This window comes from Pseudomonas sp. MF6396, assembly GCF_002018915.1.
GTDB lineage: Bacteria > Pseudomonadota > Gammaproteobacteria > Pseudomonadales > Pseudomonadaceae > Aquipseudomonas > Aquipseudomonas palmensis.
The window spans coordinates 33011-58886 of sequence record NZ_MVOK01000024.1; the positions used below are offsets into that span (position 1 = coordinate 33011).

Below are 25876 nucleotides of genomic sequence, written 5' to 3' on the forward strand. Positions count from 1 at the left end.
GCGCTGTCGATGTCTTTACATGAGCAGAACTTGATTTGATGTGAAATTAAATGAGTTTGTCTCATTCTGCGGGCCTGCCGACAATGGCTGCCATCACCCCCTAAGGAGAGCATTGTCATGGCATTGGCCCACTCACTCGGATTCCCCCGTATCGGTCGCGACCGCGAACTGAAAAAGGCGCAGGAAGCGTTCTGGAAAGGCGAGCTGGACGAGGCGGGCCTGCGTGCTGTGGGCAGCGAACTGCGCAAGGCCCACTGGGCCCTGCAGCGCCAGGCCGGCATCCAGTTGCTGCCGGTGGGCGATTTTGCCTGGTACGACCAGGTACTGACCCATTCGCTGATGTTCGGCGTGGTGCCCGAGCGCTTTCGCCCGCAGCACGGCAAGGCCACCCTGCAGACACTGTTCGGCATGGCGCGTGGCGTCAGCGACAGCTGCTGTGGCGGTGCGCATGCCCAGGAGATGACCAAGTGGTTCGACACCAACTACCACTACCTGGTGCCTGAATTCAGCGCCGACCAGCAGTTCAGCCTGGGCTGGGAACAATTGTTCGAGGAAGTGGCCGAGGCCAGGGCCCTGGGCCACGACGTCAAGCCGGTGGTGATCGGCCCGCTGACCTATTTGTGGCTGGGCAAGACCAAGGGCGGCGACTTCGACAAGCTCGAGCTGCTCGAGCGCCTGCTGCCGCTGTACGGCGAGATTTTCCAGCGCCTGGCGGCACAGGGTGTGGAGTGGGTGCAGATCGACGAGCCGATCCTGGCGCTGGACCTGCCGCAGGCGTGGAAGAACGCCTTCGAGCGTGCCTACAACCTGATCCAGCGCGACCCGCTGAAAAAGCTGGTTGCCACCTACTTCGGTGGCCTGGAGGAGAACCTGGGGCTGGCGGCCAACCTGCCGGTCGACGGATTGCACATCGACCTGGTGCGCGCCCCCGAGCAGTACCCGACCATTCTCGACCGCCTGCCGGCCTACAAGGTGCTGTCGCTGGGTGTGGTCAACGGCCGCAACGTGTGGCGCTGCGACCTGGACAAGGCCCTGGCCGTGCTGCAGCACGCCCATGAACGCCTGGGCGAGCGCCTGTGGGTGGCGCCGTCGTGCTCGCTGCTGCACAGCCCGGTAGACCTGGGCCGTGAAGACGCCCTCGATGCCGAGCTCAAGAGCTGGCTGGCCTTTGCCGTGCAGAAGTGCGAGGAAGTCGCGATCCTGGCCCATGCCCTCGACCAGCCCGAGGCGGCCCCGGTGGTGCAGGCCCTGGCCCGCAGCCGTGCAGTGCAGGCCAGCCGCGCTGCCTCCACGCGCATCCACAAGCCGGCGGTGCAGGCCCGTGTGGCCGCCATCAGCGAGAAGGACAGCCAGCGCCACTCGCCCTTTGCCACGCGAATCGCCCGCCAGCGTGCCCGCCTGAACCTGCCGCTGTTGCCGACCACCACTATCGGTTCGTTCCCGCAGACCGGTTCGATTCGCCTGGCACGCCAGTCGTTCAGGCAGGGCAAGCTGAGCGAGGGCCAATACGTGGAGGCGATGCACAGCGAGATTCGCCACGCCGTGCAGGTGCAGGAGCGCCTGGGCCTGGACGTGCTGGTGCACGGTGAAGCCGAGCGCAACGACATGGTCGAGTACTTTGCCGAGCAGCTCGATGGGTACGTGTTCACCCGCTTCGGCTGGGTGCAGAGCTACGGTTCGCGCTGTGTGAAACCGGCGGTGATCTTCGGCGACCTGAGTCGACCGCATGCCATGACGGTGGAGTGGATCCGCTACGCACAGGGCCTGACCGACAAGGTGATGAAGGGCATGCTGACAGGGCCGGTGACCCTGCTGATGTGGTCGTTCCCGCGTGAAGATGTGTCGCGCGAGGTGCAGGCGCGGCAACTGGCGCTGGCCATCCGCGATGAAGTGGTGGACCTGGAGGCGGCCGGCATCAAGATCGTGCAGATCGACGAGGCGGCGTTTCGCGAGGGCCTGCCGCTGCGCCGGGCGCAGTGGCAGCAGTACCTTGACTGGGCTACCGAAGTGTTTCGCCTGTGCGCCTCGGGCGTGCGTGACGAAACCCAGATCCACACCCACATGTGCTACAGCGAGTTCAACGATGTGATCGAATCGATTGCCGCCATGGATGCCGACGTGATCACCCTCGAAACCTCGCGTTCGGACATGGAACTGCTGGAGGCATTCGAAGCCTTCCACTACCCGAACGAGATCGGCCCGGGGGTTTACGACATTCACTCGCCCCGGGTGCCGGAGGCTTCGGAAATGGCCGAGCTGCTGCGCAAGGCTGCCCGGCGCATTCCGGTCGAGCGCCTGTGGGTCAACCCGGACTGCGGCCTGAAGACCCGCGGCTGGCCGGAAACCGAGGCGGCGCTGGCGAACATGGTGAGTGCTGCCCGCTTGTTGCGCAACGAGCTGGGGTGATCGTTCGAGGCTTGTTGGCCGCCACCACGACCTGTTGGTGAACGAACAAGCCTGGCAACGCCGATCCTGCAGGCCATGGCCTGCAGGATCGGCGTTGTATCAGCGTGTGCCCGCTACCGCACGGGCACGTGCCGCGTGCAGCTTCTTGTAGCTGTCGATCAGGCGCAGGTGACGGTCCAGACCTTCGAGCTTCATGCTGGTGGGGGTCAGGCCGTAGAAACGCACGCTGCCATCCACCGAGCCCAGTACGGCATCCATGCGCTCGTCCCCGAACATGCGCCGGAAGTTGACGGCGTAGTCTTCAAGCGCCATCTCGTCGTCCAGCACCACTTCCAGCACCACGTTCAACGCCTGGTAGAACAACCCGCGCTCGACGGTGTTGTCGTTGTACTGCAGGAAGGTCTCCACCAGCTCCTTGGCCTCCTCGAAACGCTCCAGCGCCAGGTGAATCAGCAGCTTGAGCTCCAGGATGGTCAACTGACCCCACACCGTGTTGTCGTCGAACTCGATGCCGATCAGTGTGGTGATGTCGGTGTAGTCGTCCAGTTCGCTGTCTTCGAGTCGCTCGACCAGCGCTTGCAGGGCGTCATCGTCCAGGCGGTGCAGGTTGAGGATGTCGGCACGGAACAGCAGCGCCTTGTTGGTGTTGTCCCACACCAGGTCGTCGACCGGGTAGATCTCCGAGTAGCCTGGTACCAGGATGCGGCAGGCGGTGGCACCCAGGTGCTCGTACACCGCCATGTACACTTCCTTGTCCATGCCTTCGAGGATGCCGAACAGGGTGGCAGCTTCTTCGGCGTTGGAGTTTTCACCCTGGCCGGAGAAGTCCCACTCGACGAACTCGAAGTCGGCCCTGGCACTGAAGAAGCGCCACGACACCACGCCGCTGGAGTCGATGAAGTGCTCGACGAAGTTGTTCGGCTCGGTCACCGCCTGGCTTTCGAAGGTCGGCTGCGGCAGGTCATTCAGACCCTCGAAGCTGCGCCCTTGCAGCAGCTCGGTGAGGCTGCGCTCCAGCGCCACTTCAAGGCTTGGGTGCGCGCCGAACGAGGCGAACACGCCGCCGGTGCGCGGGTTCATCAGGGTCACGCACATCACCGGGAACTCACCGCCCAGCGACGCATCCTTGACCAGCACCGGGAAGCCCTGGGCCTCCAGGCCCTGGATGCCGGCGAGGATGCCGGGGTACTTGGCGATGACGTCCTGCGGCACGTCGGGCAGGGCCAGCTCGCCTTCGAGGATCTCGCGCTTGACCGCGCGCTCGAAGATCTCCGACAGGCATTGCACCTGCGCCTCGGCCAGCGTGTTGCCGGCGCTCATGCCGTTGCTCAGGTACAGGTTTTCGATCAGGTTGGACGGGAAGTACACCACCTCGCCATCGGACTGGCGCACGAAGGGCAGGGCGCAGATGCCACGCTCGGTGTTGCCCGAGTTGGTGTCGTACAGGTGCGAGCCACGCAGTTCGCCGTCGGGGTTGTAGATGTCGCGGCAGTGGGCGTCGAGGATCTCGGCCGGCAGCGCGTCCTTGCGGCCCGGCTTGAACCAGCGCTCGTCGGGGTAGTGCACGAAGTCGGCGTTGGCGATGTCCTCGCCCCAGAACTGGTCGTTGTAGAAGAAGTTGCAGTTCAGGCGTTCGATGAACTCGCCCAGTGCCGAGGCCAGTGCGCCTTCCTTGGTTGCGCCCTTGCCGTTGGTGAAGCACATGGGCGAATGCGCATCGCGGATGTGCAGCGACCAGACGTTGGGCACGATGTTGCGCCACGAGGCGATCTCTATCTTCATCCCCAGCCTGGCGAGGATGCCCGACATGTTGGCGATGGTCTGTTCCAGCGGCAGGTCCTTGCCGGCGATCACGGTACGCGTCTGCGCCTGGGCGTCCAGCATCAGCAGGGCCTGGGCGTCGGCATCGAGGTTGTCGACTTCCTCGATCACGAACTCGGGACCGGTCTGCACCACCTTCTTCACGGTGCAGCGGTCGATGGAACGCAGGATGCCCTGGCGGTCCTTGGCCGAGATGTCGGCCGGCAGCTCGACCTGGATCTTGAAGATCTGGTTGTAGCGGTTTTCCGGGTCGACGATGTTGTTCTGCGACAGGCGAATGTTGTCGGTGGGGATGTTGCGCGTTTCGCAGTACAGCTTGACGAAGTAGGCCGCGCACAGGGCCGAGGAGGCCAGGAAATAGTCGAACGGGCCGGGTGCCGAACCATCGCCCTTGTAGCGGATGGGTTGGTCGGCCACCACCGTGAAGTCATCGAACTTGGCTTCAAGTCGAAGGTTGTCGAGAAAATTGACCTTGATTTCCATGCGGGAATACCGTGCTGAAAGTGCGAAACGAATTGGCCGCCATTATCCGGCTTTTTGCCCGGAAGTCTTGGCATGTCACCCGAAGGCGTGACCGACACCGGTAAAAACAAAACCCCCTGAGGCGTAAACGCTCAAGGGGTTTGGTGTGCGTCGGGCGTCGTGGCGACCCGGCTCGGGGCTTAGACGTTGAAGCGGAAGTGCATCACGTCGCCATCCTTGACGATGTAGTCCTTGCCTTCCAGACGCCATTTGCCGGCTTCCTTCGCGCCGCTTTCACCGTTGTACTGGATGAAGTCGTCGTAGGCGACCACTTCGGCACGGATGAAGCCCTTTTCGAAGTCGGTGTGGATCACGCCGGCCGCCTGAGGCGCGGTGGCGCCCACGCGAACGGTCCAGGCCCGCACTTCCTGCACGCCGGCCGTGAAGTAGGTCTGCAGGTTGAGCAGCGAGTAACCGGCACGGATCACGCGGTTCAGGCCTGGCTCTTCGAGGCCCAGGGCTTCGAGGAACATGTCTTTCTCTTCACCGTCTTCCAGCTCGGCGATCTCGGCTTCGATCTTGTTGCAGACCGGTACCACGATCGCGCCCTCTTCCTCGGCAATGGCCTTGACCACGTCCAGGTGCGGGTTGTCTTCGAAGCCGTCTTCGGCAACGTTGGCGATGTACATCACCGGCTTGCTGGTCAGCAGGTGGAAACCGCGTACCAGCGCCTTCTCGTCGTCGGCCATGGTCTTCATCAGGCTGCGCGCCGGCTTGCCTTCGGTGAAGTGCGCAATCAACTTCTCGAGGATGGCCTTTTGTGCCAGGGCATCCTTGTCGCCGCCCTTGGCGTTGCGCGCGACCTTCTGCAGTTGCTTCTCGCAGCTGTCCAGGTCGGCGAAGATCAGTTCCAGGTCGATGATCTCGATGTCGCGCTTGGGGTCGACGCTGTTGGAGACGTGAATCACGTTCTCGTCTTCGAAGCAGCGGACCACGTGGGCGATGGCATCGGTTTCACGGATGTTGGCCAGGAACTTGTTGCCCAGGCCTTCACCCTTGGACGCACCTGCCACCAGGCCGGCGATGTCGACGAACTCCATGGTGGTCGGCAGCACGCGGTTGGGCTTGACGATCGCAGCTAGGGCATCCAGACGTGGGTCGGGCATCGGCACGATGCCGCTGTTCGGCTCGATGGTGCAGAAGGGGAAGTTTTCTGCCGCGATGCCGGATTTGGTCAAGGCGTTGAACAGGGTGGACTTGCCGACGTTGGGCAGGCCGACGATGCCGCAATTGAAACCCATGGTGAATCCCTCTTCGTGGAGTCAGGCCTTTTGGCTGTGCAGCTCTCTCATCGCACGCGTCCAATCGCCGGCGAGGATGTCCGGCAGCACGCCGAGGGCAAAATCGATACTGGCATCGAGTTTTTCCTGCTCGGCGCGGGGCGCCTTGCCAAGGACAAAACCGGACACCTTGGTGCTGTCACCCGGGTGGCCGATGCCAAGCCGCAGACGGTGAAAGTCTTTGTTGTTGCCCAGCTGCGCGATGATGTCGCGCAGGCCGTTGTGCCCGCCATGGCCGCCGCCTTTCTTGAGCTTGGCGACGCCGGGGGGCAGGTCGAGTTCGTCGTGGGCCACCAGGATGGCATCTGGCGGGATGCGGAAGAAGTTCGCCAGTGCAGCAACGGCCTGGCCGCTGCGGTTCATGTAGGTGGTGGGGATCAGCAGACGAACGTCCTGGCCCTGATGGCTGAATTTAGCCGTCAGGCCGAAATACTTGCGGTCAGCGGTCAGGTTGACGCGCTGGGCGCTGGCAATGCGTTCCACGAAAAGAGCCCCTGCGTTATGCCGGGTCTGTTCGTATTCGGGGCCGGGATTTCCCAGGCCGACGATCAGTTGGATGGCGGTCACGTCAGGGGCTCTTCCTTGGAGTTGTGGGTTGCAGCGCGGGGCTGCAACCCGGTCAACGCCGGCGTGTCGAGTGGATTACTCGGCAGCGCCTTCTGCTTCAGGCGCAACACGCGGAGCGTGAACGTTTGCAACAGCCTTGTCATCACCGTGGGCCAGAGCGACGAACTCTACGCCTTTCGGAGCTTTGAGGTCCGACAGGTGGATGATGGTGCCGATTTCGGCCTTGGCCAGGTCGACTTCGATGAACTCAGGCAGGTCTTTGGCTTCGCAGGAAACTTCGATCTCCGACACTACGTGGGAGATTTCGCCGCCTTTCTTGACCGGTGCTTCTTCGTTGACGAAGTGCACAGGAACGATAGCGGTCAGTTTCTGGCCAGCAACAACGCGCACGAAGTCGGCGTGCATGATGAACTGCTTGGCTGGGTGACGCTGCAGGGCCTTGACGATGACGTTCTGCTTGGTGCCGTCAACGTTCAGTTCGATCACGTGGCTGAAGGCAGCTTCGTTTTCGAACAGCTTGGCGATTTCCTTGGCCACGATGGTCAGGGATTGCGCTTCTTTGTCACCACCGTAGACAACGGCAGGGATCTGGGCGGCGAGACGACGCAGGCGGCGGCTCGCACCTTTCCCCAGGTCGGTACGCGCTTGGGCGTTCAGAGTGAAATCAGTCATGTTGTTTCTCCAAAATAGCCAGACCCCGGCGGCGTTTGCGACCAGCGCCAAACCGGGGAGGGCAAAAAAGCCCCGCCCCAACAACCAGTGCTGGGGCGGGGCGCTTTACGTCAACGTGATCTCGCGAGGGCCAGGCCCTCAGCGGAACATCGCGCTGATCGATTCTTCGTTGCTGATGCGGCGAACCGCTTCGGCCACGACCGGTGCGATATCCAGTTGACGGATACGGTCACAGGCTTGTGCTGCAGCGGACAGCGGGATGGTGTTGGTCACCACCAGTGCGTCCAGCACGGAGTTTTCGATATTCTCGATCGCACGACCCGACAGGACAGGGTGCGTGCAGTAGGCGTAAACCTTTGCCGCGCCGTGTTCTTTCAGGGCCTTGGCCGCGTGGCACAGGGTGCCGGCGGTGTCGACCATGTCGTCGACGAGAATACACGTACGTCCTTCGACGTCGCCGATGATGTGCATCACTTCGGAGTGATTGGCCTTCTCGCGGCGTTTGTCGATGATACCCAGATCGACGCCCAGGGACTTGGCAACAGCACGTGCACGCACGACGCCGCCGATGTCCGGGGACACGATCATGAGGTTCTCGAAACGCTGGTCTTCGATGTCATCCACCAGAACGGGGGAGCCGTAGATGTTATCTACCGGAATATCGAAGAAACCCTGGATCTGGTCAGCGTGCAGGTCGACGGTGAGAACACGGTCGATCCCGACGACGGTGAGCATGTCGGCAACCACTTTGGCGCTGATAGCTACACGCGCCGAACGCGGACGGCGATCCTGGCGGGCATATCCGAAGTAAGGAATCACGGCAGTGATTCGAGACGCTGAGGAGCGGCGGAAGGCATCGGCCATCACTACCAGTTCCATCAGGTTATCGTTGGTTGGCGCGCAAGTCGGCTGAATAATGAAAACGTCTTTACCACGAACATTTTCATTGATCTCAGTGCTGATTTCGCCGTCGGAGAACTTACCGACAGAGACGTCACCGAGAGGGATATGCAGCTGACGTACGACACGCCGAGCCAGATCGGGGTTAGCGTTCCCCGTAAAGACCATCATCTTGGACACGCGCAGTACCTGAAGGCTGAGGGTATACCTGGATGAGTATAGGAAAATGGCAGGGGCGGCTGGATTCGAACCAACGCATGGCAGGATCAAAACCTGCTGCCTTACCGCTTGGCGACGCCCCTGTATCTGTTGCTGCGAGTACCTGATACTCGATTCCTAGAGCAGACCTTGCAGCGTGCGATGCAACATTGAGATGTTGCTTCCTTTAGCCACAAACCCTGTTTGGGTCTCTGTAAGAAGGGCCAAAACTTTATCAGCTTCAGCTTTGCTTGGGAAGGCCCCAAACACACAACTTCCAGTTCCGGTTAGCCTAGCATCCGTGAACTTACCTAGTAAATTCAGTGAGTTACGTACTTCCGGGTAACTCTGCTCTACTACCGGTTGGCAGTCATTACGACTGTTTCCCTTGGGAACGGGGCGCATCTTAATGGGCGGTGAATTACGTGTCAACAACGGATGCGAAAAAATTTCTGCTGTACTTACAAATACTTGCGGTACCAGCACGACGTACCAGGGTTCCTCGGGGTCGACGGGGGTGAGCTTCTCGCCCACGCCTTCGGCAAACGCCGCGTGCCCGCGCACGAAAACCGGCACGTCGGCGCCCAGTGTCAGGCCCAGCTCGGCCAGCTGGTCTTCGCTGCAGCCAAGCTGCCAGAGGTGGTTGAGACCGAGCAGGGTGGTGGCGGCATCCGAACTGCCACCGCCGATGCCTCCGCCCATGGGCAGTACCTTCTTCAGGTAGATGTCCACGCCCAGGGGGCAGCCGGTCAGTTGCTGCAGCTTGCGCGCCGCGCGCACGATCAGGTTGCTCTCGTGGGGCACATCCTTGAGGTCGCTGTGCAGGATGACCTGGCCGTCGTCGCGCAGGTCGAAACTCAGTTCGTCGGCATGGTCCAGAAACTGGAACAGCGTCTGCAGCTCGTGGTAGCCGTCGTCGCGGCGGCCGAGAATGTGCAGCATCAGGTTGAGCTTGGCCGGGGCCGGCAGGGTCAATCGGCTCATCATCAATGCCCCAGCTGGCGCGGTTGCCATTCCTTGACCACCACGGTCACGTCGAGGTCCTGACCGTGCAGCTTGAGGCGTTCGGGCAGCCAGTAGCCGTTCTGTTCGGTGTAGCTCAGGTACTCGACGCTCCAGCCGTCCTGCTTGAGGCTGGCCAGGCGGCTGTCGCCGTCCAGGGTCAGCTGGCTCTTGCTGTCGGGGGCGGGCAGGCCGCGTACCCACCACACCAGGTGCGACACCGGCAGTTCCCAGCCCAGTTGCTCGGCCAGCAGGCTTTCCGGGCTTTGTGCCTCGAAACGGCCCTGGTTGGCCACTTCCAGCACCACCTGGCCCGGACGGCCGGTGAGCCGTGCGGCGCCGCGACCCAGCGGGCCGGACAGGCGAATGTCGTAGTAGTCCTGGCGTTGCAGCCAGAAGAGGGTGCCACTGCCGGAGTCTTTCGGTGCGCGGATGCCCACCTTGCCGTTGATCTGCCAGCCGTCGAGGGTACTCAACTGCTGTTTGTGTTCACGCCACAGTTGCGCGTTGCCCTGGCCCTGCACGGCCTCGCGGGAGCCGAAGCTGGAACAGCCGGCAAGCACGGCGATCAGGCTGAAGGTGATGAAATGGCGCAGTAACATAAGCTTATAGAGTCTCGGATCCGGTCAGGCGCAAGACGGTCTTGCGCAGAATAGGGCTGTCGGGCTGGCCTTCGAAGGCCTTGGCCCAAACCTGGCGGGCTTCACGACGCTTGCCGTTGGCCCACAGCACTTCGCCCAGGTGCGCCGCGACCTCGTGGTCGGGGAAGCGCTCCAGGGCCTGGCGCAGCAGGCGCTCGGCCTCGTCCAGGTTGCCCATGCGGTAGTTGACCCAGCCCAGGCTGTCGAGCACGGCCGGGTCTTCGGGGTTGATCTGCAGGGCTTTCTCGATCAGGCCCTTGGCTTCGGCATAGCGGGTGGTACGGTCGGCCAGGGTGTAGCCCAGCGCATTGAGCGCCATGGCGTTTTCCGGTTCGCGCTGCAGGATGCTGCGCAGGTCCCTTTCCATCTGGGCCAGGTCGTCGCGCTTCTCGGCGAGCATGGCACGGCTGTACAGCAGGCTCAGGTCGTCCGGGTACTGCCGGATCGCTGCCTGCAACACCTGCATGGCCTGGGCGTCCTTGTCATTGTTGCCAAGGGTTTCGGCCTCGATCAGGTACAGCTGGATCGCGTAGTCCGGCTGCGCCTCGCGGGCTTCGGCAAGGCGCCGGCTGGCCTCGTCGGTGCGCCCGTTGGCAATCAGGATGTCGGCCTGGCGCAGTTGCGCGGGCAGGTAGTCGTTGCCAGGGCCGACCAGGGCGTACTCGGTCAGGGCCGCTTCGGAATCGTTGCGCTCTTCGAAGATGCGCCCCAGGTTCAGGTGCGCCGCATCCACGTGGCTGTCGCGCTCGATCAGTTCCTGCAGGTAACTGGTGGCTTCGTCGAGCGCCTTGGCCTCGATGCTCACCAGCGCCAGCGAATAGCGCAGTTCGTCGTCTTCGGGGTATTGCTGCAGCAGGTTGGCGAACTCGACCTTGGCGTCGTCGATGCGGTCCTGCTCCACCAGGGTGCGCGCGTAGGTCAGGCGCAGGCGCTTGTCGTCGGGGTTGCGGGCGATGGCCTTGCGCAGCAGCGGCAGGGCTTCGGGGCCACGGTCGAGCGATTGCAGCAGGCGCGCACGCAACAGGATCGGGGCAATTTCACCGTCCGCCGGCGGGTGGGCTTCGAGCAGCGCCAGGGCGGCCTCGGACTTGCCGTCCTGCTGCAGCAGCAGGGCTTTGCCGAACACCAGCTGGCTGTTGTCGGGGTACTTTACCAGCAGGCGGTCGAAACTTTTCTGCAGGCCGTCGCGGGTGTCCTGGTCGGTTTCGGCCGCCGACAGCGCGAGAAAGTCGAAATGCGTGTCGCCCTGACCCTGCAGCACCTTCTCCATGAACACCATCGAATCGTCATAGCGTCCGCTGCGCGCCAGCTGGATGGCGGCGGCGCGTTGTGCGTCGAGGTTCTCGGGGTCGTTCCTGGCCCATATCAGTGCGGTATCGAGGGCGGCCTGATCGGCGCCCAGGTACTCGGCAATGCGAAATGCCCGCTCGGAAATGCCCGCGTCCTGGGTCTTGATCGCCTGGGTGACGTAGTTGTCCAGGGCGATATCGAAGCGGTTGCGCTGCCCGGCGAGCTCGGCGGTCAACAGGCTGTACACCGTGTCCTGGGTGAACGAGCCGTACACCGTGGGCTTCTTGGCCTCGGCGACCGTGGCCGCATCGTCGGCAGGCGCCGTGGCGTCCCGGGCGCCCGGGGTCAGCGTCTGGCAACCCTGGAGCAAGGCAAAGGCGAGGAATAACGCGGAAGATCTATTCATAGGGAGGATTTGGGCGGCTTACCTGCGGTCGGATCATCATGACACAAGGATCATGGCAAACCCATCGTCGATGGGGCTTTTGGATACAGACTATAAGAGACAATAACGAGCGGTGGTTGTTCTCTATCCGGCGAAGTAGGACAATTATCGGCTTCTCGTCACAATCAGCGACCTTGAATGGCCTTTCTTGCCCTCGGTATCAACCATAAGACTGCCTCGGTAGACGTACGCGAGCGCGTGGCGTTTACGCCCGAGCAGCTGGTCGAAGCCTTGCAGCAGCTGTGTCGACTGACCGCCAGCCGCGAAGCTGCGATCCTTTCGACCTGCAATCGCAGCGAACTGTACATCGAACAGGATCACCTGGCGGCGGACAGCGTACTGCGCTGGCTGGCCGATTATCACAAGCTGAGCCTGGATGAACTGCGCGCCTGCGCCTATATCCATGAAGATGATGGCGCCGTGCGGCACATGATGCGGGTGGCCTCCGGGCTCGACTCGCTGGTGCTGGGCGAGCCGCAGATCCTCGGCCAGATGAAATCGGCCTATGCCGTGGCGCGCGAGGCCGGCACCATCGGGCCGCTGCTGGGGCGCCTGTTCCAGGCGACCTTCAGCGCCGCCAAGCAGGTGCGTACCGATACCGCCATCGGTGAAAACCCGGTGTCGGTGGCATTTGCCGCCGTGAGCCTGGCCAAGCAGATCTTCAGCGACCTGGGCCGCAGCCAGGCCCTGCTGATCGGTGCCGGCGAAACCATCACGCTGGTGGCGCGACACCTGCACGAGCAGGGCGTGCGCCGCATCGTGGTGGCCAACCGCACGCTGGAGCGCGCCAGCACCCTGGCCGAGCAGTTCGGTGCCCATGCGGTGCTGCTGTCGGACATCCCGCAGGAGCTGGTCAACAGCGATATCGTGATCAGTTCCACCGCCAGCCAGTTGCCGATCCTGGGCAAGGGCGCGGTCGAGAGTGCGCTCAAGCAGCGCCGTCACAAGCCGATCTTCATGGTCGACATCGCCGTGCCCCGCGACATCGAGGCGCAGGTGGGCGAGCTGGACGACGTGTACCTGTACACCGTCGACGACCTGCACGATGTGGTGGCCGAAAACCTCAAGAGCCGCCAGGGCGCCGCCCAGGCCGCCGAAGAGCTGGTCACCGTGGGCGCCGAGGACTTCATGCTGCGCCTGCGCGAGCTGGCTGCGGTGGATGTGCTCAAGGCCTACCGCCAGCAGAGCGAGCGCCTGCGCGACGAAGAGCTGCAAAAGGCCCAGCGCCTGCTGGCCAACGGCAGCAACGCCGAAGAGGTGCTGGCGCAGCTGGCCCGCGGCCTGACCAACAAATTGCTGCACGCGCCGAGCGTGCAACTGAAAAAGCTGTCTGCCGAAGGCCGCCTCGATGCGCTGGCCATGGCCCAGGAACTCTTTGCCCTCAACGAGGGCTCCACGGATAAAACCCCGCAATGAAAGCGTCGCTGCTGAATAAACTGGACACGCTCCAGGACCGTTTCGAGGAATTGACCGCCCTGCTGGGTGACGCCGAAGTGATTTCGGACCAGACGCGCTTCCGTGCCTACTCGCGCGAGTATGCCGAGGTCGAGCCCGTGGCACAGACCTACGCGCAGTGGCGCAAGGTGCAGGCTGACCTGGAGGGTGCCCAGGCCTTGCTCAAGGACAGCGACCCGGACCTGCGCGAAATGGCGGTCGAAGAAGTACGCGAGGCCAAGGAGCAACTGGCCGCTATCGAAGGGCAACTGCAACGCATGCTGCTGCCCAAGGACCCCAACGACGGGCGCAACGTGTTCCTCGAGATCCGTGCCGGCACGGGTGGCGACGAGGCGGCGATCTTCTCCGGCGATCTGTTTCGCATGTACTCGCGTTATGCCGAGCGTCGCGGCTGGCGCCTGGAAATCCTCTCCGAGAACGAGGGCGAGCACGGCGGCTACAAGGAAATCATCGCCCGCGTCGAGGGCGACAGCGTGTACGGCAAGCTCAAGTTCGAGTCTGGCGCACACCGCGTGCAGCGGGTGCCGGAAACCGAGTCCCAGGGCCGCATCCACACCTCCGCGTGCACCGTGGCGGTGCTGCCCGAGCCCGACGAGCAGGTGGCCATCGAGATCAACCCGGCCGACCTGCGGGTGGACACCTACCGCTCCTCCGGCGCGGGCGGCCAGCACGTGAACAAGACCGACTCGGCCATCCGCATCACCCACTTGCCCACCGGCATCGTGGTCGAATGCCAGGAAGAGCGCTCGCAGCACAAGAACCGCGCCCGTGCGATGTCCTGGCTGTCGGCCAGGCTCAACGACATGCAGACCAGTGCCGCGCAGAACGCGATCGCCAGCGAGCGCAAGCTGCTGGTGGGCTCGGGTGACCGCTCCGAGCGTATCCGTACCTACAACTATCCACAGGGCCGGGTGACCGATCACCGCATCAACCTGACCCTGTACTCGCTGGATGAAGTACTGGCGGGCGGCGTCGATGCGATCATCGAGCCGCTGCTGTCCGAATACCAGGCCGATCAACTGGCCGCACTGGGTGAGTAAATGACCATCATTGCCAGCCTGCTGCGCGGGGCGCAGCTACCCGACTCGCCCACCGCGCGCCTGGATATCGAGCTGCTGCTGGCTGCGGCCATCGGCAAATCGCGCAGCTACCTGCACACCTGGCCCGAGCGCATCGTCAGCAGCGAAGCGGCCGCGACCTTCGCCACCTACCTGCAGCGACGCAGCGAAGGCGAGCCGGTGGCCTATATCCTCGGCCAGCAGGGCTTCTGGAAGCTTGACCTGGAAGTGGCCCCGCACACGCTGATCCCGCGGCCGGACACCGAGCTGCTGGTGGAGGTCGCCCTTGAGCTGCTGCCGGCAACGCCATTGCAGGTGCTCGACCTGGGCACGGGCAGCGGCGCCATCGCCCTGGCCCTGGCCAGCGAGCGCGGCGGCTGGCAGGTGACGGCCGTCGACCGGGTGCCCGAAGCCGTGGCCCTGGCCGAGCGCAACCGCCAGCGTTTGCAGCTGGACAACGCCAAGGTGCTTGCCAGCCACTGGTTCGACGCCCTGCCAGGGCAGCGCTTTGCGCTGATCGTCAGCAATCCGCCCTACATCGCCGAGCAGGACCCGCACCTGGCGGCCGGCGACGTGCGCTTCGAGCCCAGCAGTGCGCTGGTGGCCGGCAGCGACGGGCTCGACGACCTGCGCCAGATCATCACACAGGCCCCGCAGCACCTGCTGCCCGCCGGCTGGCTGCTGCTGGAACATGGCTATGACCAGGCTGCAGCGGTGCGCGAACTGCTGGCGCGACACGGGTTCGAGCAGATCCAGAGCCGCACCGACCTTGGCGGCCATGAGCGCATCAGCCTCGGGCGCCTGGCATGCTGAACGACGAGGAGCTGTTGCGCTACAGCCGGCAGATCCTGTTGGCCCAGGTGGATATCGACGGGCAGTTGCGCCTCAAGGGCAGCCGGGCACTGATCGTCGGCCTGGGCGGCCTGGGTTCGCCGGTGGCGCTGTACCTGGCGGCGGCCGGTGTCGGCGAGCTGCACCTGGCCGACTTCGACACGGTCGACCTGACCAACCTGCAACGCCAGGTGATGCACGACACGGCCGCCGTGGGCCTGAGCAAGGTCGATTCGGCCATGGCCCGGCTGCAGGCGATCAACCCGCAGGTCGCCCTGGTTGCCCATCGCCAGGCCCTGGATGAAGACTCCCTGGCCCAGGCGGTGGGGGCGGTCGACCTGGTACTGGACTGCTGTGACAACTTTGCCACCCGCGAGGCGGTGAACGCTGCCTGCGTCGCGGCCGGCAAGCCGCTGGTCAGCGGTGCGGCCATTCGCCTGGAAGGCCAGCTGTCGGTGTTCGATCCGCGCAACCCGCTCAGCCCCTGCTACCACTGCCTGTACGGGCATGGCAGCGAAGCCGAGCTGACCTGCAGCGAAGCCGGTGTGCTCGGCCCGCTGGTAGGCCTGGTGGGCAGCCTGCAGGCGCTGGAGGCCTTGAAGCTGCTGGCCGGGTTTGGCGAGCCGCTGGTGGGTCGCCTGCTGCTTGTCGATGCCCTGGGAACGCGGTTTCGCGAGCTGCGGGTCAAGCGCGACCCGGCCTGCAGCGTGTGTGGCGCCGGCCATGCGTGAAGCGCCGGTCGGGGTGTTCGATTCGGGCGTGGGCGGGCTGTCGGTGCTGGCGGAAATCAGCCGCCTGCTGCCCGACGAGTCGCTGCTGTATGTGGCGGACTGCGGGCATATTCCCTATGGCGAGAAGTCGCCCGAGTTCATCCGCCAGCGCTGCCGCCTGGTAGCGGAGTTCTTTCAGCAACAGGGCGCCAAGGCCATGGTGCTGGCCTGTAACACCGCCACCGTGGCGGCGGTGGCCGATCTGCGCGAGCGCTACCCGCACTGGCCGCTGGTGGGCATGGAGCCGGCGGTAAAGCCGGCGGCAGCGGCCACCCGCAGTGGCGTGGTAGGGGTGCTGGCAACCACCGGCACCCTGCAGAGCGCCAAGTTCGCCGCGTTGCTGGATCGCTTTGCCAGCGACGTTCGTGTAGTTACCCAGCCGTGTCCGGGGCTGGTGGAACTGATCGAGGCGGGCGACCTGGACAGCCCCGCACTGCGCCAGTTGCTGCAGGGCTATGTCGAGCCGCTGCTGGCCGCCGGCTGCGACACCCTGATCCTGGGCTGCACCCATTACCCCTTCCTGAAACCGCTGCTGGCGCACATGGTGCCGCCGGCCGTGGCCATCATCGATACCGGCGCTGCCGTGGCCCGGCAACTCCAGCGTTTGCTGGGTGAACGGGACCTGCTGGCCCACGGCCCGGCGCAGCCTGCACAGTTCTGGACCAGCGGCAGTCCGGCACATTTGGTAAAGATTCTGCCGATGTTGTGGAATAAATCTGACAGTGTGCGAAGCTTCGACTTGTAAAAAAACTGTGAAAAATGCATTTTTTTCCTGAACTATCGTACTACTGCCGATTTCTATTCAATCGTCTGATGAGACACAAAACCACAACAGCATTTAGGAAAAGGGACGTTTCTCATGAAGAAACTGCTTTGCTTGGCTGCGATTGCAGCCGTTACCCTGGGGCACTCTTTCACCGCAAACGCCGCTGACGCCTCGTTTTCCGTAGGGCAGACCGGTGACTCGACCATGGTCTATCGCCTTGGGCTGCAGTCCAACTGGGACGCCAGCTGGTGGCAGACCAGCGTCGGCCGCGTGACCGGCTACTGGGACGGTGCCTACACCTACTGGGACGGCGACAAGACTTCTAGCAACCACAGCCTCTCGTTCGCGCCCGTGTTCGTCTACGAGTTCGCCGGTGAGTCGGTCAAACCCTACATCGAGGCGGGTATCGGTGTAGCGGCCTTCTCCAGCACCAAGCTTGAAACCAACAAGCTCGGCTCGTCGTTCCAGTTCGAAGACCGCATCGGGTTCGGCTTGCGCTTCGCGGGCGGACACGAGGTAGGCGTGCGCGCCATCCACTATTCGAACGCGGGCCTGCAAAGCCCCAACGATGGCGTGGAAAGCTATTCGCTGCACTACCGCATGCCGCTCTGACGGTCGGCCGGTACCCTGCACCACGAAAAAGGCCCTGACTTGCGTCAGGGCCTTTTTTCATTTTGGCAGCGGCCACAGCTCATTGACCGCCAGCGCCTGCAGGGTCAACTGCTGCGGGCGTTCGCCCAGGCGTTGCAGGATGGCGCTGGCAGCCGAACTGGCGTCCCACTCATCCGGGATGGCAGTGGGTGTGTTCATGGCCTGTGCAGGTGTCTGAGGGGCCACGATGGTCAGGTCGATGCCGTGTGCGACCAGCAGGGGGCGGGCGTCTTCGAACAGTGACGCGATGCTGTTGGCAGGGCGCCGCGGCTGGCCGGGCTCGCCCAGCTGCAGGGCAGAGTACGCACTGAGAATCCCCACCACCTGCGGGGCGCGCCCCTTGTCCAGAAGGGGGAGCGCGCCATCGAGGCAGTGCGAGGCGGCGGCCAGGTTGCTTCGCACCACGTCCTGCAGCAGTGTCTGGGTAATCGGCAACGGCAGGTAGTCGCAGGTGCCGGCGTTGACGATCAGGCCGTCGATGGCCTGCCATTGCTCGGTCAGGGTGGCGCAGGCGCGCCTGGCCTGCGGCAACTGGTGCAGGTCGCCGGCAAGCACAAGGACCCTACCGGGATAGTCGGTCTCAAGGGGGTGTGCATCGTCGCGATTGCGAACACTGAGCGCCACCTTGCAGCCCTGTTCAAGCAGCGCCTCTGCCAAGGCATGCCCAAGTCCGTTGCTGGCACCGGTAATCCAGATGCGCCGAGGTCGATCACTGCTCAAGATCCTTTCCTCAATCGTTGCGTTTAGGTAAGTGTTTGAACGCATCCAGTGCGCGTTGGCGACTAGAACTTAAGTCTACAATTGCATGAGGATAGACATCTATTGCAAACAAATCGTTCTGGACATTGGGTAAATGGACGGCCTTGTGGTCCAGGTTGCCGCGTTCAGGCAGCCAGTGCTTCAGAAATCGCCCTGCAGGGTCGAAGCGTTGCGACTGGCTCACCGGATTGAAGATCCGAAAGTAGGGCACGGCGTCGGTACCGGTCGAGGCGCTCCACTGCCAGCCGCCGTTGTTGGCGGCCAGGTCGCCGTCGATCAGGTGGCGCATGAAGAAGCGTTCGCCTTCACGCCAGTCGATCAGCAGGTTCTTGGTCAGAAACATGGCCGTGACCATGCGCAGGCGATTGTGCATCCAGCCTGTGGCGAGCAACTGGCGCATGGCCGCATCCACGATAGGGATGCCGGTGCGGCCCTGTTGCCAGGCCAGCAGGTCCTGTGGCGCATTGCGCCAGGGCAGGGCTTCGGTATGTGACCTGAAGGCACGGTGGCGGGAAACCTGCGGGTAGCCCACCAGGATGTGCTTGTAGAACTCGCGCCACAGCAGTTCGTTGATCCAGGTGATGGCGCCGGCATTCCCGCTGTCGAATTCGCCGAAGTTGCAGGCCAGGGCGGCATGCAGGCACTGGCGGGGGGAGATCACCCCGGCGGCGAGGTAGGCCGACAGCTGGCTGGTGCCAGGCACGGCAGGAAGGTCGCGCTGTACCGGATAATCCTCGATGGCCTCGTCGACAAAGCGCGCCAGGCGGCGTGCGGCTTCATCCTCGCCTGCCGGCCACAGCGTGCGCAACGCGTCGGGCGGCGTCTCGAAGCCGGCCACCTGGGTGGGGACGGTGTCGCTGGCAATGGCCAGCCGGGCCTGGGCTGCCGGCGCCGATACCCGTGAGGGAAGCCCCAGGTGAAGCCGTTCGTAGCACACCTTGCGAAACTGGCTGAACACCTGGAAGTAACCGCCGCTGCGGGTCAGGATGCTGCCGGGCTTGAACAGCAACTGGTCCAGGTAGCTGTGCACCTGGATGTCGGCCTGGCGCAATGCCTGCTGCACGGCCTGATCGCGACGTTGTTCGTGTACCCCGTATTCCTCGTTCAGGTGCACGGTACTGACCGCATGTTGCCTGCACAGCGCGAGCAGCACCCGAGGTGCATCGGCCCACTGGTCGGCATGCACAATCAGCAGGGGAATGTTCAGGGCGTCCAGTGACTGGCGCAGGCTGTGCAGGTTGCGCAGCCAGAAGTCCACCTTGCACGGGGCGTCGTCGTGGGCGAGCCACTGCCCGGGGCTTACCAGCCACACCGCCAGGGTGGGGCCGCGCGAGCAGGCAGCGGCCAGCGCAGTGTTGTCGTGAACGCGCAAGTCGTTGCGCAGCCAGATCAGTTGCATACGAAATCCTGTGAATGTGGGGGAGACGTCAGGTGGCCAGCAGGCCCAGCAACAGGGCGGGCAGCGCCACCACAGAGGACGGCAGATGCACGTTGCCTGCCTGCAGGCCCGCCGCCTCGGCATGCTCCTTGTAGAGCGCGGCCATGCTGCCCAGCAGCAGGGTCGGCAGATCGATCGCATTGAGGCTGCGCTGCAGTTCACGCGGATCGAGCGCCGCGTTCAGGCACATCACCAACGCACAGGGTTTGAGCTGCTGCACGGCAAACGCCAGCTCTCGAGGTGGCAGCGGCCAGTCGAATACCTCTACCGCGCAGCCGGCATCACTGAGCAGCCAGGCGCACAGCCACAGCTGCGGGTCAAATGGAAGGGCCGAGGCGTTGACCAGCAGGGCGGGCGCGGCGTTCAGCTGACGGTTGTTGTGATACACCCGCACGCCAAGTTTGCTGCGCAGCCAGGTATGGAAGAACACCTGCTCCATGCGGGCGGCAAAGTGCCCGTGCCAGCGGGTGTCGAGTTCTTGCAGCAACGGCAGCAACAGTTGCTCGCACAGGGTGGCGGCGGGGTAGAGGGCCATGGCCTGGTTGAACAGCTGGTCGAGTCGGCGTTCGGCCAGTTGCGCGATGCAGTCGACCAGTTGCAGGCGCAGGGTGTGCCAGTCGTCGTTGCCGGGTGCGGGTTGCACTGCTGGGGAGGTGTCGAGCAGCGGCTTGACCTGGCCCACCGCGATTCCGCGGTTGAGCCATTGCAGAATCTGCTGGATGCGCTGCACGTGTGCGGCGCTGTAGAGCCGGTGACCCTTGCCGGTGCGCTGCGGCACGATCAGCCCGTAGCGACGCTCCCACGCGCGCAGGGTCACGGGGTTGACCCCGGTCAGGCGGGTGACTTCACGAATGGGCAGCAGGTCGTCTTCAGATGGCATTGCGCAGGCTCAGGTTTTCCGGGTGCGGTTGCAGATAGACCTGCTGCATGAGGTAGGGATCGGGGTGGCGGCGCAGGTGGTGCTTGAGCAGGGTCAGCGGCACCACCAGCGGGACGATGCCGGCCTGGTACTGGTCGATCAGGGCGCGGATTTCCTGTTTGTCGCGGGGGTCGAGAAACCGGCGCAGGTAGCCGCTCAGGTGCATCAGCACGTTGCCGTGGGTGCCGCGACTGGCGCAGCGGCTCAGGGCGCTCATCAGCTGGCTGAAATACTGTGGGCCGATCTGGGTGGGGTCGTCCTGGCGCTGCATGCTGCCCAGCAACTTGCCGAGCACCTTGTACTGCTGGGGGTTGTGCGCCATCAACTGGTACTTGTAACGCGAGTGGAAGGCGATGAGGGCATGCCGACTGAGCCCGCCTGCCAGCAGTTGCTGCCAGTCGGCGTAGGCATACACGCGGGTGATGAAGTTTTCCCGCAGTACCGGATCGCACAGCCGGCCATCCTCTTCGACCGGCAGGTCGGGGCGCTGGGCGCAGAACCGTGCGGCATACAGGCCGCGACCGCCTTCGGTGGCCGGGTAGCCGTTGGCCTGGTACACCTTGACCCGTTCCAGGCCGCAGGAAGGCGATTTCTGCATGAAGATGTAGCCGCAGATGTCGGTCAGTTGCCCGGCCATTTCTGCGCCGTAGGCATCCAGTGCCTGGCTGACGTCCAGGCTGGCATCGCGGCTGCCCACGGCCCTGGGGTTGGCCGGGTCACCGGTCAGACGGATGGCCTGGCGAGGTGTGCCCAGGCCGATGGCAACCTCGGGGCAGATGCCGATGAAGTCGAAGTGCTCGGCCAGCACTTCATTGCACAGGCGCGAGGCCTTGTGCCCGCCGTTGTAGCGGACCTCTTCGCCGGTCAGGCATGCACTGATGGCAATCTTTGGTCTGGTGGCCGCCATGGTCGCTCTCGACTGAAATTTGTACAGAAACAAAATTATGTACAGCTTCGCTCATCATAGATAACGCGTTGTACAAGTCAAATGTTCTGTACAGCTTCAGCCGGTGCAGGGGTCATTCCAGGTGTTCGAGCAGGCGCCGCGCCGCTTCCTGGCCGCTGAGCCATGCGCCCTCGACGCGCCCCGACATGCACCAGTCGCCGCAGGCGTACAGGCCCAGGTCGGCATCGGCCAGGGCGCCCCATTCATGGCTGCTGCTCGGGCGGGCATACAACCAGCGATGGGCCAGGGTGAAGGTGGGGGCCGGCACGGCGCAGCCCACCAGTTCGGCGAAGTTGCCCAGCAGGTGCTCGATCACGGCCTCGCGCGACAGGTCGATGTGTTGCTTGCTCCAGCTGGCCGTGGCGTGCAGAACCCAGGTGTCGAGTTTTTCGTCACGCCCGGGCTTGCTGCGGTTGCGCGCCAGCCAGTCGAGGTCGCAGCCCTGCACGAAGCAGCCCTGCATGGGGGTGTCCAGGGGCGTATCGAAGCCCAGCGCAATGGCCCAGGTGGGCTCCATCTGCACGCTGGCGGCCATGCCGGCCAGCTTGGTGGTGGCGCTGAGCAACTGCGTGGCCTGGGGCGCCGGCACCGCAATGATGACGCGGCTGAACGGCCCGTGGCTGCCGCCCTCGGTGTCCTGCAGGTGCCAGTACTGCTTGCCGCGGAACACCTCGGCAATGCGGCAATTGAAGTTGACGGTGACATCCTTGAGCAGGCCGCGGGTGATGGCGCTCATGCGCGGTACACCCACCCAGCGGATCTGCTCGTCCGGCGAGGGGGTCAGCTGACCTTCGCGGTAGTTGTACAGTTGCGGCTTCCATTCGGCCGCCCAGCCCTTGGCCTGCCAGGCCTGGACCTGTTCGACGAAACGTCGGTCGCGGGCCGTGAAGTACTGCGCGCCCAGGTCCAGGGCGCCGGCTTCGCTGCGTTTGCTGGCCATGCGTCCGCCACTGCCGTGGCCCTTGTCGAACAGGTGCACGGTGTGCCCGGCCTTCTGCAGGGCCTGGGCGGCGGACAGGCCGGCGATGCCGGCACCGATGATTGCGATAGGAACAGTCATGATGGCCTCTTCGAACCTTTTGGAAACAGCCTACGCTGCCCGACAAGCCTGTACAATATCTACAGCTTGTATAAGATGATTCCGCTCGACGTTGCAGGTTGGCCTATGTTTATCCGAGAGCGTTCGGTCAAAAAAGTGCCTTGAACTTAAAAATAGACCAGCGCGCGCCATGTGAGGACACAGCCATGCATATATTGCTGACCGGTGGTACGGGCCTGATCGGCAGACACCTTTGCCGCTTCTGGCTGGACAAGGGTTATCGCCTGACGGTGTGGAGCCGGCGTCCGGCGCAGGTCGCTCAGGTGTGCGGGGCAGGGGTGCGCGGCATTGCCCGGCTCGACGAACTGGGCGAGGAGCCGGTGGACGCCGTGGTCAACCTGGCTGGTGCGCCGATTGCCGATCGCCCCTGGACGTCGCACCGACGCGCGCTGCTATGGGCTAGCCGCATCACCCTCACAGAGCAGTTGATCGCCTGGCTGCAAGGCCGGCAGCAGCGCCCTGCGGTGCTGATCTCGGGGTCGGCGGTGGGGTGGTATGGCGATGGTGGTGAGCGCGAGCTGACCGAGCTGTCGCAGCCGGTCAAGGAGGACTTTGCCAGCCAGCTGTGCATTGCCTGGGAAGAAACCGCGCTGCGCGCCGAGGCCCTGGGCATGCGGGTGGTGCTGGTGCGTACCGGGCTGGTGCTGGCGGCCGAGGGCGGCTTTTTGTCGCGCCTGCGCCTGCCGTTCAAGCTCGGGCTGGGCGGGCCGATTGGCAGTGGTCGCCAGTGGATGCCGTGGGTCCATCTGGACGACCAAATCGCCCTGATTGATTTTCTGTTGCAGCGCGAGGATGCCAGCGGTCCTTATAATGCCTGCGCGCCGGAGCCGGTGCGCAACCGCGAATTTGCCCGACGCCTGGGGCGCGCGCTGCACCGCCCGGCGTTCATGCCGTTGCCGGCGCTGGTGCTGCGCGCCGGGCTCGGCGAACTGTCGGTATTGCTGCTGGGTGGCCAGCGGGCGCGCCCTGTGCGCTTGCTGGCGGCAGGCTTCACGTTCCGTTACAACGATGTGCAATCGGCGCTGGATGACTTGTCCGCGCGCCTCTGAAAAGGATGTTGCATGACCGATCATGCTCTGCTGCTGGTCAACCTGGGTTCACCGGCTTCCACTTCCGTCGCCGACGTGCGTCGTTACCTCAACCAGTTTCTGATGGACCCGTATGTGATCGACCTGCCGTGGCCGGTGCGTCGCCTGCTGGTCTCGCTGATCCTGATCAAGCGTCCGGAGCAGTCGGCCCACGCCTATGCCTCCATCTGGTGGGAGGAAGGCTCGCCGCTGGTGGTGCTGACCCGGCGCCTGCAGCAGGCCATGGGTGCGCACTGGGCCCACGGGCCTGTGGAAATCGCCATGCGCTATGGCGAGCCTTCGCTGTCCACGGTGTTGCAGCGTCTGGCCGGCCAGGGCGTCACCAAGGTGACCCTGGCGCCGTTGTACCCGCAGTTTGCCGACAGCACCGTGACCACCGTGATCGAGCAGGCCAAGGCCGTGGTGGCCGAGCACAAGCTGGCATTGCAGATGCCGGTGCTGCGTCCGTTCTATGACCAGCCGCTGTACATCGACGCGCTGGTGGCCAGTGCCAGGCCGTACCTGGAGCAGGGCTTCGATCACCTGCTGCTGAGCTTTCACGGTTTGCCCGAGCGGCACCTGAAGAAACTCGACCCTACCGGTTCGCATTGTTTCCAGAATGCCGACTGCTGCCGCAACGCTTCGCCCGAGGTGCTGGCGGTGTGTTATCGCGCGCAGTGCCTACGTTCGGCGCAGTTGTTCGCGCAGAAGATGGGCCTGGCCGAGGGCCAATGGTCGGTGTCGTTCCAGTCGCGGCTGGGCCGGGCCAAGTGGATCGAACCCTACACCGAGGCGCGCCTGGACGAGCTGGGCAAGGCAGGCGTCAAGAAGCTGCTGGTGATGTGCCCGGCGTTCGTGGCCGACTGCATCGAGACGCTGGAAGAAATCGGCGATCGCGGGCGCGAGCAGTTTGTCGAGGCGGGCGGGCAAGAGCTGGTGCTGGTGCCGTGCCTGAATGATCACCCGCAGTGGGTGGAGGCGCTTACGCAGTTGTGTGAGCAGGCGGGTTAGGTAGTGCAGCGTTCGCCGGCAAGGCCGGCTCCTACAGGTTTGCGCGAACCCCTGTAGGAGCCGGCCTTGCCGGCGAAGCGTTTCAGATCAAGGCAAATGGTCGTCCAGCACCTTGTTCTTCCAGCCGTCATTGCCCGGCAGCAGCAGGTTGAGCGCAATGGCCACCACGGCGCACAGCGCGATACCCTTCAGGCCCCAGTCGTCCGGGCCGGTACCGGTGCCGACCAGCACGCCGCCAATCCCGAACACCAGGGTCACCGAGACGATCACCAGGTTGCGCGCTTCGCTCAGGTCGATCTTGTGGCGGATCATGGTGTTCATGCCCACTGCCGCGATCGAGCCGAACAGCAGGCACAGGATGCCGCCCATCACCGGCACCGGAATGCTCTGCAGCAACGCGCCGAACTTGCCGACGAAGGCCAGGCTGATGGCGAACACGGCCGCCCAGGTCATGATCTTGGGGTTGTAGTTCTTGGTCAGCATCACCGCGCCGGTCACTTCGGCGTAGGTGGTGTTGGGCGGGCCGCCGAACAGGCCGGCGGTGGTGGTGGCGATGCCGTCACCCAGCAGGGTACGGTGCAGGCCGGGCTTTTTCAGGTAGTCGCGACCGGTCACACTGCCCACTGCAATCACGCCGCCGATATGCTCGATCGCCGGGGCCAGGGCCACCGGTACGATGAACAGGATCGCCTGCCAGTTGAAGGCCGGCGCGGTGAAGTGCGGCAGGGCCAGCCAGGGGGCGGCGGCGATCTTGGCGGTGTCGACCACACCGAAGTAGAACGACAGGCCAAAGCCCACAAGCACCCCGGCAATGATCGGCACCAGGCGGAAGATGCCCTTGCCGAACACCGCCACGATGAGGGTGGTGAGCAGCGCTGGCATCGAGATCATCATCGCGGTGCTGTAGGGCAGCAGTTCGGCGCCGTCGCCGGCCTTGCCCATGGCCATGTTGGCAGCAATCGGCGCCATCGCCAGGCCGATCGAGATGATCACCGGGCCGATCACCACCGGCGGCAGCAGGCGGTCGATGAAGCCGGTGCCCTTGATCTTCACGGCCAGGCCCAGGAAGGTGTAGACGAACCCGGCCGCCATTACCCCGCCCATGGTCTCGGCCAGGCCGAACTGGCCCTTGGCGAGAATGATGGGGGTGATGAAGGCAAAACTGGAGGCGAGGAACACCGGCACCTGACGGCCAGTGACCACCTGGAACAGCAGAGTCCCCAGGCCCGCAGTGAACAGCGCAACGTTGGGGTCGAGGCCGGTAATCAGCGGCATCAGCACCAGCGCGCCGAATGCCACGAAGAGCATCTGCGCGCCGGAGACGACCTGGCGCCAGAGCGGGTCGTTGAACTCGTCCTGCAT

23 protein-coding genes and 1 tRNA gene are annotated in these 25876 nt (G+C 64.1%); 9 read left to right on the top strand and 15 right to left on the bottom strand.

Translation table 11 applies throughout. From position 1 onward, the window contains the following. Nucleotides 1-117: 117 nt before the first annotated feature. Nucleotides 118-2406: a 5-methyltetrahydropteroyltriglutamate--homocysteine S-methyltransferase gene (gene metE, locus MF6396_RS21410; protein WP_078481513.1), complete on the top strand. Its 2289-nt coding sequence runs from the start codon at nt 118-120 to the stop codon at nt 2404-2406. A gap of 99 nt (nt 2407-2505) precedes the next feature. Here metE and MF6396_RS21415 read toward each other — a convergent pair whose 3' ends face one another. From MF6396_RS21415 to MF6396_RS21455, 9 genes are all read right to left on the bottom strand, one after another. Then, nucleotides 2506-4710: an OsmC domain/YcaO domain-containing protein gene (locus MF6396_RS21415; RefSeq protein WP_058540633.1), complete on the bottom strand. Its 2205-nt coding sequence runs from the start codon at nt 4708-4710 to the stop codon at nt 2506-2508. 179 nt (nt 4711-4889) lie between these two features. Next, complete coding sequence (gene ychF, locus MF6396_RS21420) at nt 4890-5990, bottom strand: redox-regulated ATPase YchF (protein ID WP_054916246.1); 1101 nt, start codon at nt 5988-5990, stop codon at nt 4890-4892. Between the two features lie 21 nt (nt 5991-6011). Then, nucleotides 6012-6596 (bottom strand): aminoacyl-tRNA hydrolase, encoded by a 585-nt coding sequence (gene pth, locus MF6396_RS21425; RefSeq protein WP_043864326.1) that lies wholly within the window; start codon nt 6594-6596, stop codon nt 6012-6014. Nucleotides 6597-6671: 75 nt separating this feature from the next. Beyond that, nucleotides 6672-7268 carry a 50S ribosomal protein L25/general stress protein Ctc gene (locus MF6396_RS21430; RefSeq protein WP_043864327.1) on the bottom strand — a complete coding sequence of 199 codons (597 nt, stop codon included), beginning with the start codon at nt 7266-7268 and terminating at the stop codon, nt 6672-6674. A gap of 138 nt (nt 7269-7406) precedes the next feature. Then, the gene (locus MF6396_RS21435) at nt 7407-8348 is read right to left on the bottom strand and encodes a ribose-phosphate pyrophosphokinase (protein ID WP_010225730.1); all 942 of its coding nucleotides are present in this window, start codon (nt 8346-8348) and stop codon (nt 7407-7409) included. Between the two features lie 47 nt (nt 8349-8395). Continuing rightward, nucleotides 8396-8470, bottom strand: a tRNA-Gln gene (locus MF6396_RS21440). Nucleotides 8471-8504: 34 nt separating this feature from the next. Continuing rightward, nucleotides 8505-9353, bottom strand: coding sequence for a 4-(cytidine 5'-diphospho)-2-C-methyl-D-erythritol kinase (ispE, locus tag MF6396_RS21445; protein WP_043864328.1), 849 nt, complete (start codon nt 9351-9353; stop codon nt 8505-8507). Then, complete coding sequence (gene lolB / locus MF6396_RS21450) at nt 9353-9970, bottom strand: lipoprotein insertase outer membrane protein LolB (protein WP_043864329.1); 618 nt, start codon at nt 9968-9970, stop codon at nt 9353-9355. The genes ispE and lolB overlap by 1 nt, the downstream gene beginning before the upstream one ends. 4 nt (nt 9971-9974) lie before the next feature. Continuing rightward, entirely contained in the window at nt 9975-11705 is a 1731-nt protein-coding gene (locus tag MF6396_RS21455; RefSeq protein WP_054916245.1) for a tetratricopeptide repeat protein, read from the bottom strand. Nucleotides 11706-11882: 177 nt separating this feature from the next. On the opposite strand from MF6396_RS21455, the gene hemA reads away from it, so the two are divergent. From hemA to MF6396_RS21485, 6 genes are all read left to right on the top strand, one after another. Then, the gene (hemA, locus tag MF6396_RS21460; protein WP_043864331.1) at nt 11883-13160 is read left to right on the top strand and encodes a glutamyl-tRNA reductase; all 1278 of its coding nucleotides are present in this window, start codon (nt 11883-11885) and stop codon (nt 13158-13160) included. After that, nucleotides 13157-14239, top strand: a complete 1083-nt coding sequence (gene prfA, locus MF6396_RS21465; RefSeq protein WP_054916244.1) for a peptide chain release factor 1 — start codon at nt 13157-13159, stop codon at nt 14237-14239. The genes hemA and prfA overlap by 4 nt, the downstream gene beginning before the upstream one ends. Beyond that, nucleotides 14240-15070, top strand: a complete 831-nt coding sequence (prmC, locus tag MF6396_RS21470) for a peptide chain release factor N(5)-glutamine methyltransferase (protein ID WP_078481515.1) — start codon at nt 14240-14242, stop codon at nt 15068-15070. It abuts the gene before it with no gap. Then, nucleotides 15064-15819 (top strand): molybdopterin-synthase adenylyltransferase MoeB, encoded by a 756-nt coding sequence (locus MF6396_RS21475; protein WP_078481516.1) that lies wholly within the window; start codon nt 15064-15066, stop codon nt 15817-15819. Before prmC ends, MF6396_RS21475 begins: the two co-directional genes overlap by 7 nt. Beyond that, nucleotides 15812-16603: a glutamate racemase gene (gene murI, locus MF6396_RS21480; RefSeq protein ID WP_043864474.1), complete on the top strand. Its 792-nt coding sequence runs from the start codon at nt 15812-15814 to the stop codon at nt 16601-16603. The genes MF6396_RS21475 and murI overlap by 8 nt, the downstream gene beginning before the upstream one ends. Nucleotides 16604-16717: 114 nt before the next feature. Further along, complete coding sequence (locus MF6396_RS21485; RefSeq protein ID WP_043864335.1) at nt 16718-17236, top strand: acyloxyacyl hydrolase; 519 nt, start codon at nt 16718-16720, stop codon at nt 17234-17236. Between the two features lie 57 nt (nt 17237-17293). Here MF6396_RS21485 and MF6396_RS21490 read toward each other — a convergent pair whose 3' ends face one another. From MF6396_RS21490 to MF6396_RS21510, 5 genes are all read right to left on the bottom strand, one after another. After that, on the bottom strand, nt 17294-17995 hold the full coding sequence (locus MF6396_RS21490) for an SDR family NAD(P)-dependent oxidoreductase (protein ID WP_157811477.1): 702 nt from the start codon (nt 17993-17995) through the stop codon (nt 17294-17296). Between the two features lie 10 nt (nt 17996-18005). Then, the gene (gene phrB / locus MF6396_RS21495; protein WP_078481519.1) at nt 18006-19433 is read right to left on the bottom strand and encodes a deoxyribodipyrimidine photo-lyase; all 1428 of its coding nucleotides are present in this window, start codon (nt 19431-19433) and stop codon (nt 18006-18008) included. Between the two features lie 28 nt (nt 19434-19461). Next, nucleotides 19462-20352 carry a MerR family transcriptional regulator gene (locus tag MF6396_RS21500; RefSeq protein ID WP_043864337.1) on the bottom strand — a complete coding sequence of 297 codons (891 nt, stop codon included), beginning with the start codon at nt 20350-20352 and terminating at the stop codon, nt 19462-19464. Then, entirely contained in the window at nt 20342-21298 is a 957-nt protein-coding gene (locus tag MF6396_RS21505; RefSeq protein ID WP_078481520.1) for a YbgA family protein, read from the bottom strand. The genes MF6396_RS21500 and MF6396_RS21505 overlap by 11 nt, the downstream gene beginning before the upstream one ends. A gap of 112 nt (nt 21299-21410) precedes the next feature. Further along, entirely contained in the window at nt 21411-22397 is a 987-nt protein-coding gene (locus MF6396_RS21510) for an NAD(P)/FAD-dependent oxidoreductase (protein WP_043864339.1), read from the bottom strand. Between the two features lie 185 nt (nt 22398-22582). Between MF6396_RS21510 and MF6396_RS21515 the strand changes: the two genes are divergently transcribed. Together MF6396_RS21515 and hemH are read left to right on the top strand one after the other, a co-directional pair. Continuing rightward, a complete protein-coding gene (locus MF6396_RS21515) occupies nt 22583-23485 on the top strand; it encodes a TIGR01777 family oxidoreductase (protein WP_043864340.1) in 903 nt (300 codons plus the stop codon). A gap of 12 nt (nt 23486-23497) precedes the next feature. Further along, nucleotides 23498-24514 (top strand): ferrochelatase, encoded by a 1017-nt coding sequence (hemH, locus tag MF6396_RS21520; RefSeq protein WP_043864341.1) that lies wholly within the window; start codon nt 23498-23500, stop codon nt 24512-24514. A gap of 87 nt (nt 24515-24601) precedes the next feature. On the opposite strand, the gene MF6396_RS21525 is transcribed toward hemH, so the two are convergent. Next, a complete protein-coding gene (locus tag MF6396_RS21525; protein ID WP_043864342.1) occupies nt 24602-25876 on the bottom strand; it encodes a uracil-xanthine permease family protein in 1275 nt (424 codons plus the stop codon).

Bases quoted from the DNA above. Each gene is read 5' to 3' on its own strand.
- MF6396_RS21510 (WP_043864339.1), bottom strand. From the start codon at position 22,397: ATGACTGTTCCTATCGCAATCATCGGTGCCGGCATCGCCGGCCTGTCC.
- ispE (WP_043864328.1), bottom strand. From the start codon at position 9,353: ATGATGAGCCGATTGACCCTGCCGGCCCCGGCCAAGCTCAACCTGATG.
- prmC (WP_078481515.1), top strand. From the start codon at position 14,240: ATGACCATCATTGCCAGCCTGCTGCGCGGGGCGCAGCTACCCGACTCG.
- MF6396_RS21430 (WP_043864327.1), bottom strand. From the start codon at position 7,268: ATGACTGATTTCACTCTGAACGCCCAAGCGCGTACCGACCTGGGGAAA.
- phrB (WP_078481519.1), bottom strand. From the start codon at position 19,433: ATGCAACTGATCTGGCTGCGCAACGACTTGCGCGTTCACGACAACACT.
- MF6396_RS21415 (WP_058540633.1), bottom strand. From the start codon at position 4,710: ATGGAAATCAAGGTCAATTTTCTCGACAACCTTCGACTTGAAGCCAAG.
- murI (WP_043864474.1), top strand. From the start codon at position 15,812: ATGCGTGAAGCGCCGGTCGGGGTGTTCGATTCGGGCGTGGGCGGGCTG.
- ychF (WP_054916246.1), bottom strand. From the start codon at position 5,990: ATGGGTTTCAATTGCGGCATCGTCGGCCTGCCCAACGTCGGCAAGTCC.
- MF6396_RS21515 (WP_043864340.1), top strand. From the start codon at position 22,583: ATGCATATATTGCTGACCGGTGGTACGGGCCTGATCGGCAGACACCTT.
- hemH (WP_043864341.1), top strand. From the start codon at position 23,498: ATGACCGATCATGCTCTGCTGCTGGTCAACCTGGGTTCACCGGCTTCC.
- MF6396_RS21485 (WP_043864335.1), top strand. From the start codon at position 16,718: ATGAAGAAACTGCTTTGCTTGGCTGCGATTGCAGCCGTTACCCTGGGG.
- MF6396_RS21475 (WP_078481516.1), top strand. From the start codon at position 15,064: ATGCTGAACGACGAGGAGCTGTTGCGCTACAGCCGGCAGATCCTGTTG.
- hemA (WP_043864331.1), top strand. From the start codon at position 11,883: ATGGCCTTTCTTGCCCTCGGTATCAACCATAAGACTGCCTCGGTAGAC.
- lolB (WP_043864329.1), bottom strand. From the start codon at position 9,970: ATGTTACTGCGCCATTTCATCACCTTCAGCCTGATCGCCGTGCTTGCC.
- MF6396_RS21505 (WP_078481520.1), bottom strand. From the start codon at position 21,298: ATGGCGGCCACCAGACCAAAGATTGCCATCAGTGCATGCCTGACCGGC.
- metE (WP_078481513.1), top strand. From the start codon at position 118: ATGGCATTGGCCCACTCACTCGGATTCCCCCGTATCGGTCGCGACCGC.
- MF6396_RS21500 (WP_043864337.1), bottom strand. From the start codon at position 20,352: ATGCCATCTGAAGACGACCTGCTGCCCATTCGTGAAGTCACCCGCCTG.
- MF6396_RS21455 (WP_054916245.1), bottom strand. From the start codon at position 11,705: ATGAATAGATCTTCCGCGTTATTCCTCGCCTTTGCCTTGCTCCAGGGT.
- prfA (WP_054916244.1), top strand. From the start codon at position 13,157: ATGAAAGCGTCGCTGCTGAATAAACTGGACACGCTCCAGGACCGTTTC.
- MF6396_RS21525 (WP_043864342.1), bottom strand. From the start codon at position 25,876: ATGCAGGACGAGTTCAACGACCCGCTCTGGCGCCAGGTCGTCTCCGGC.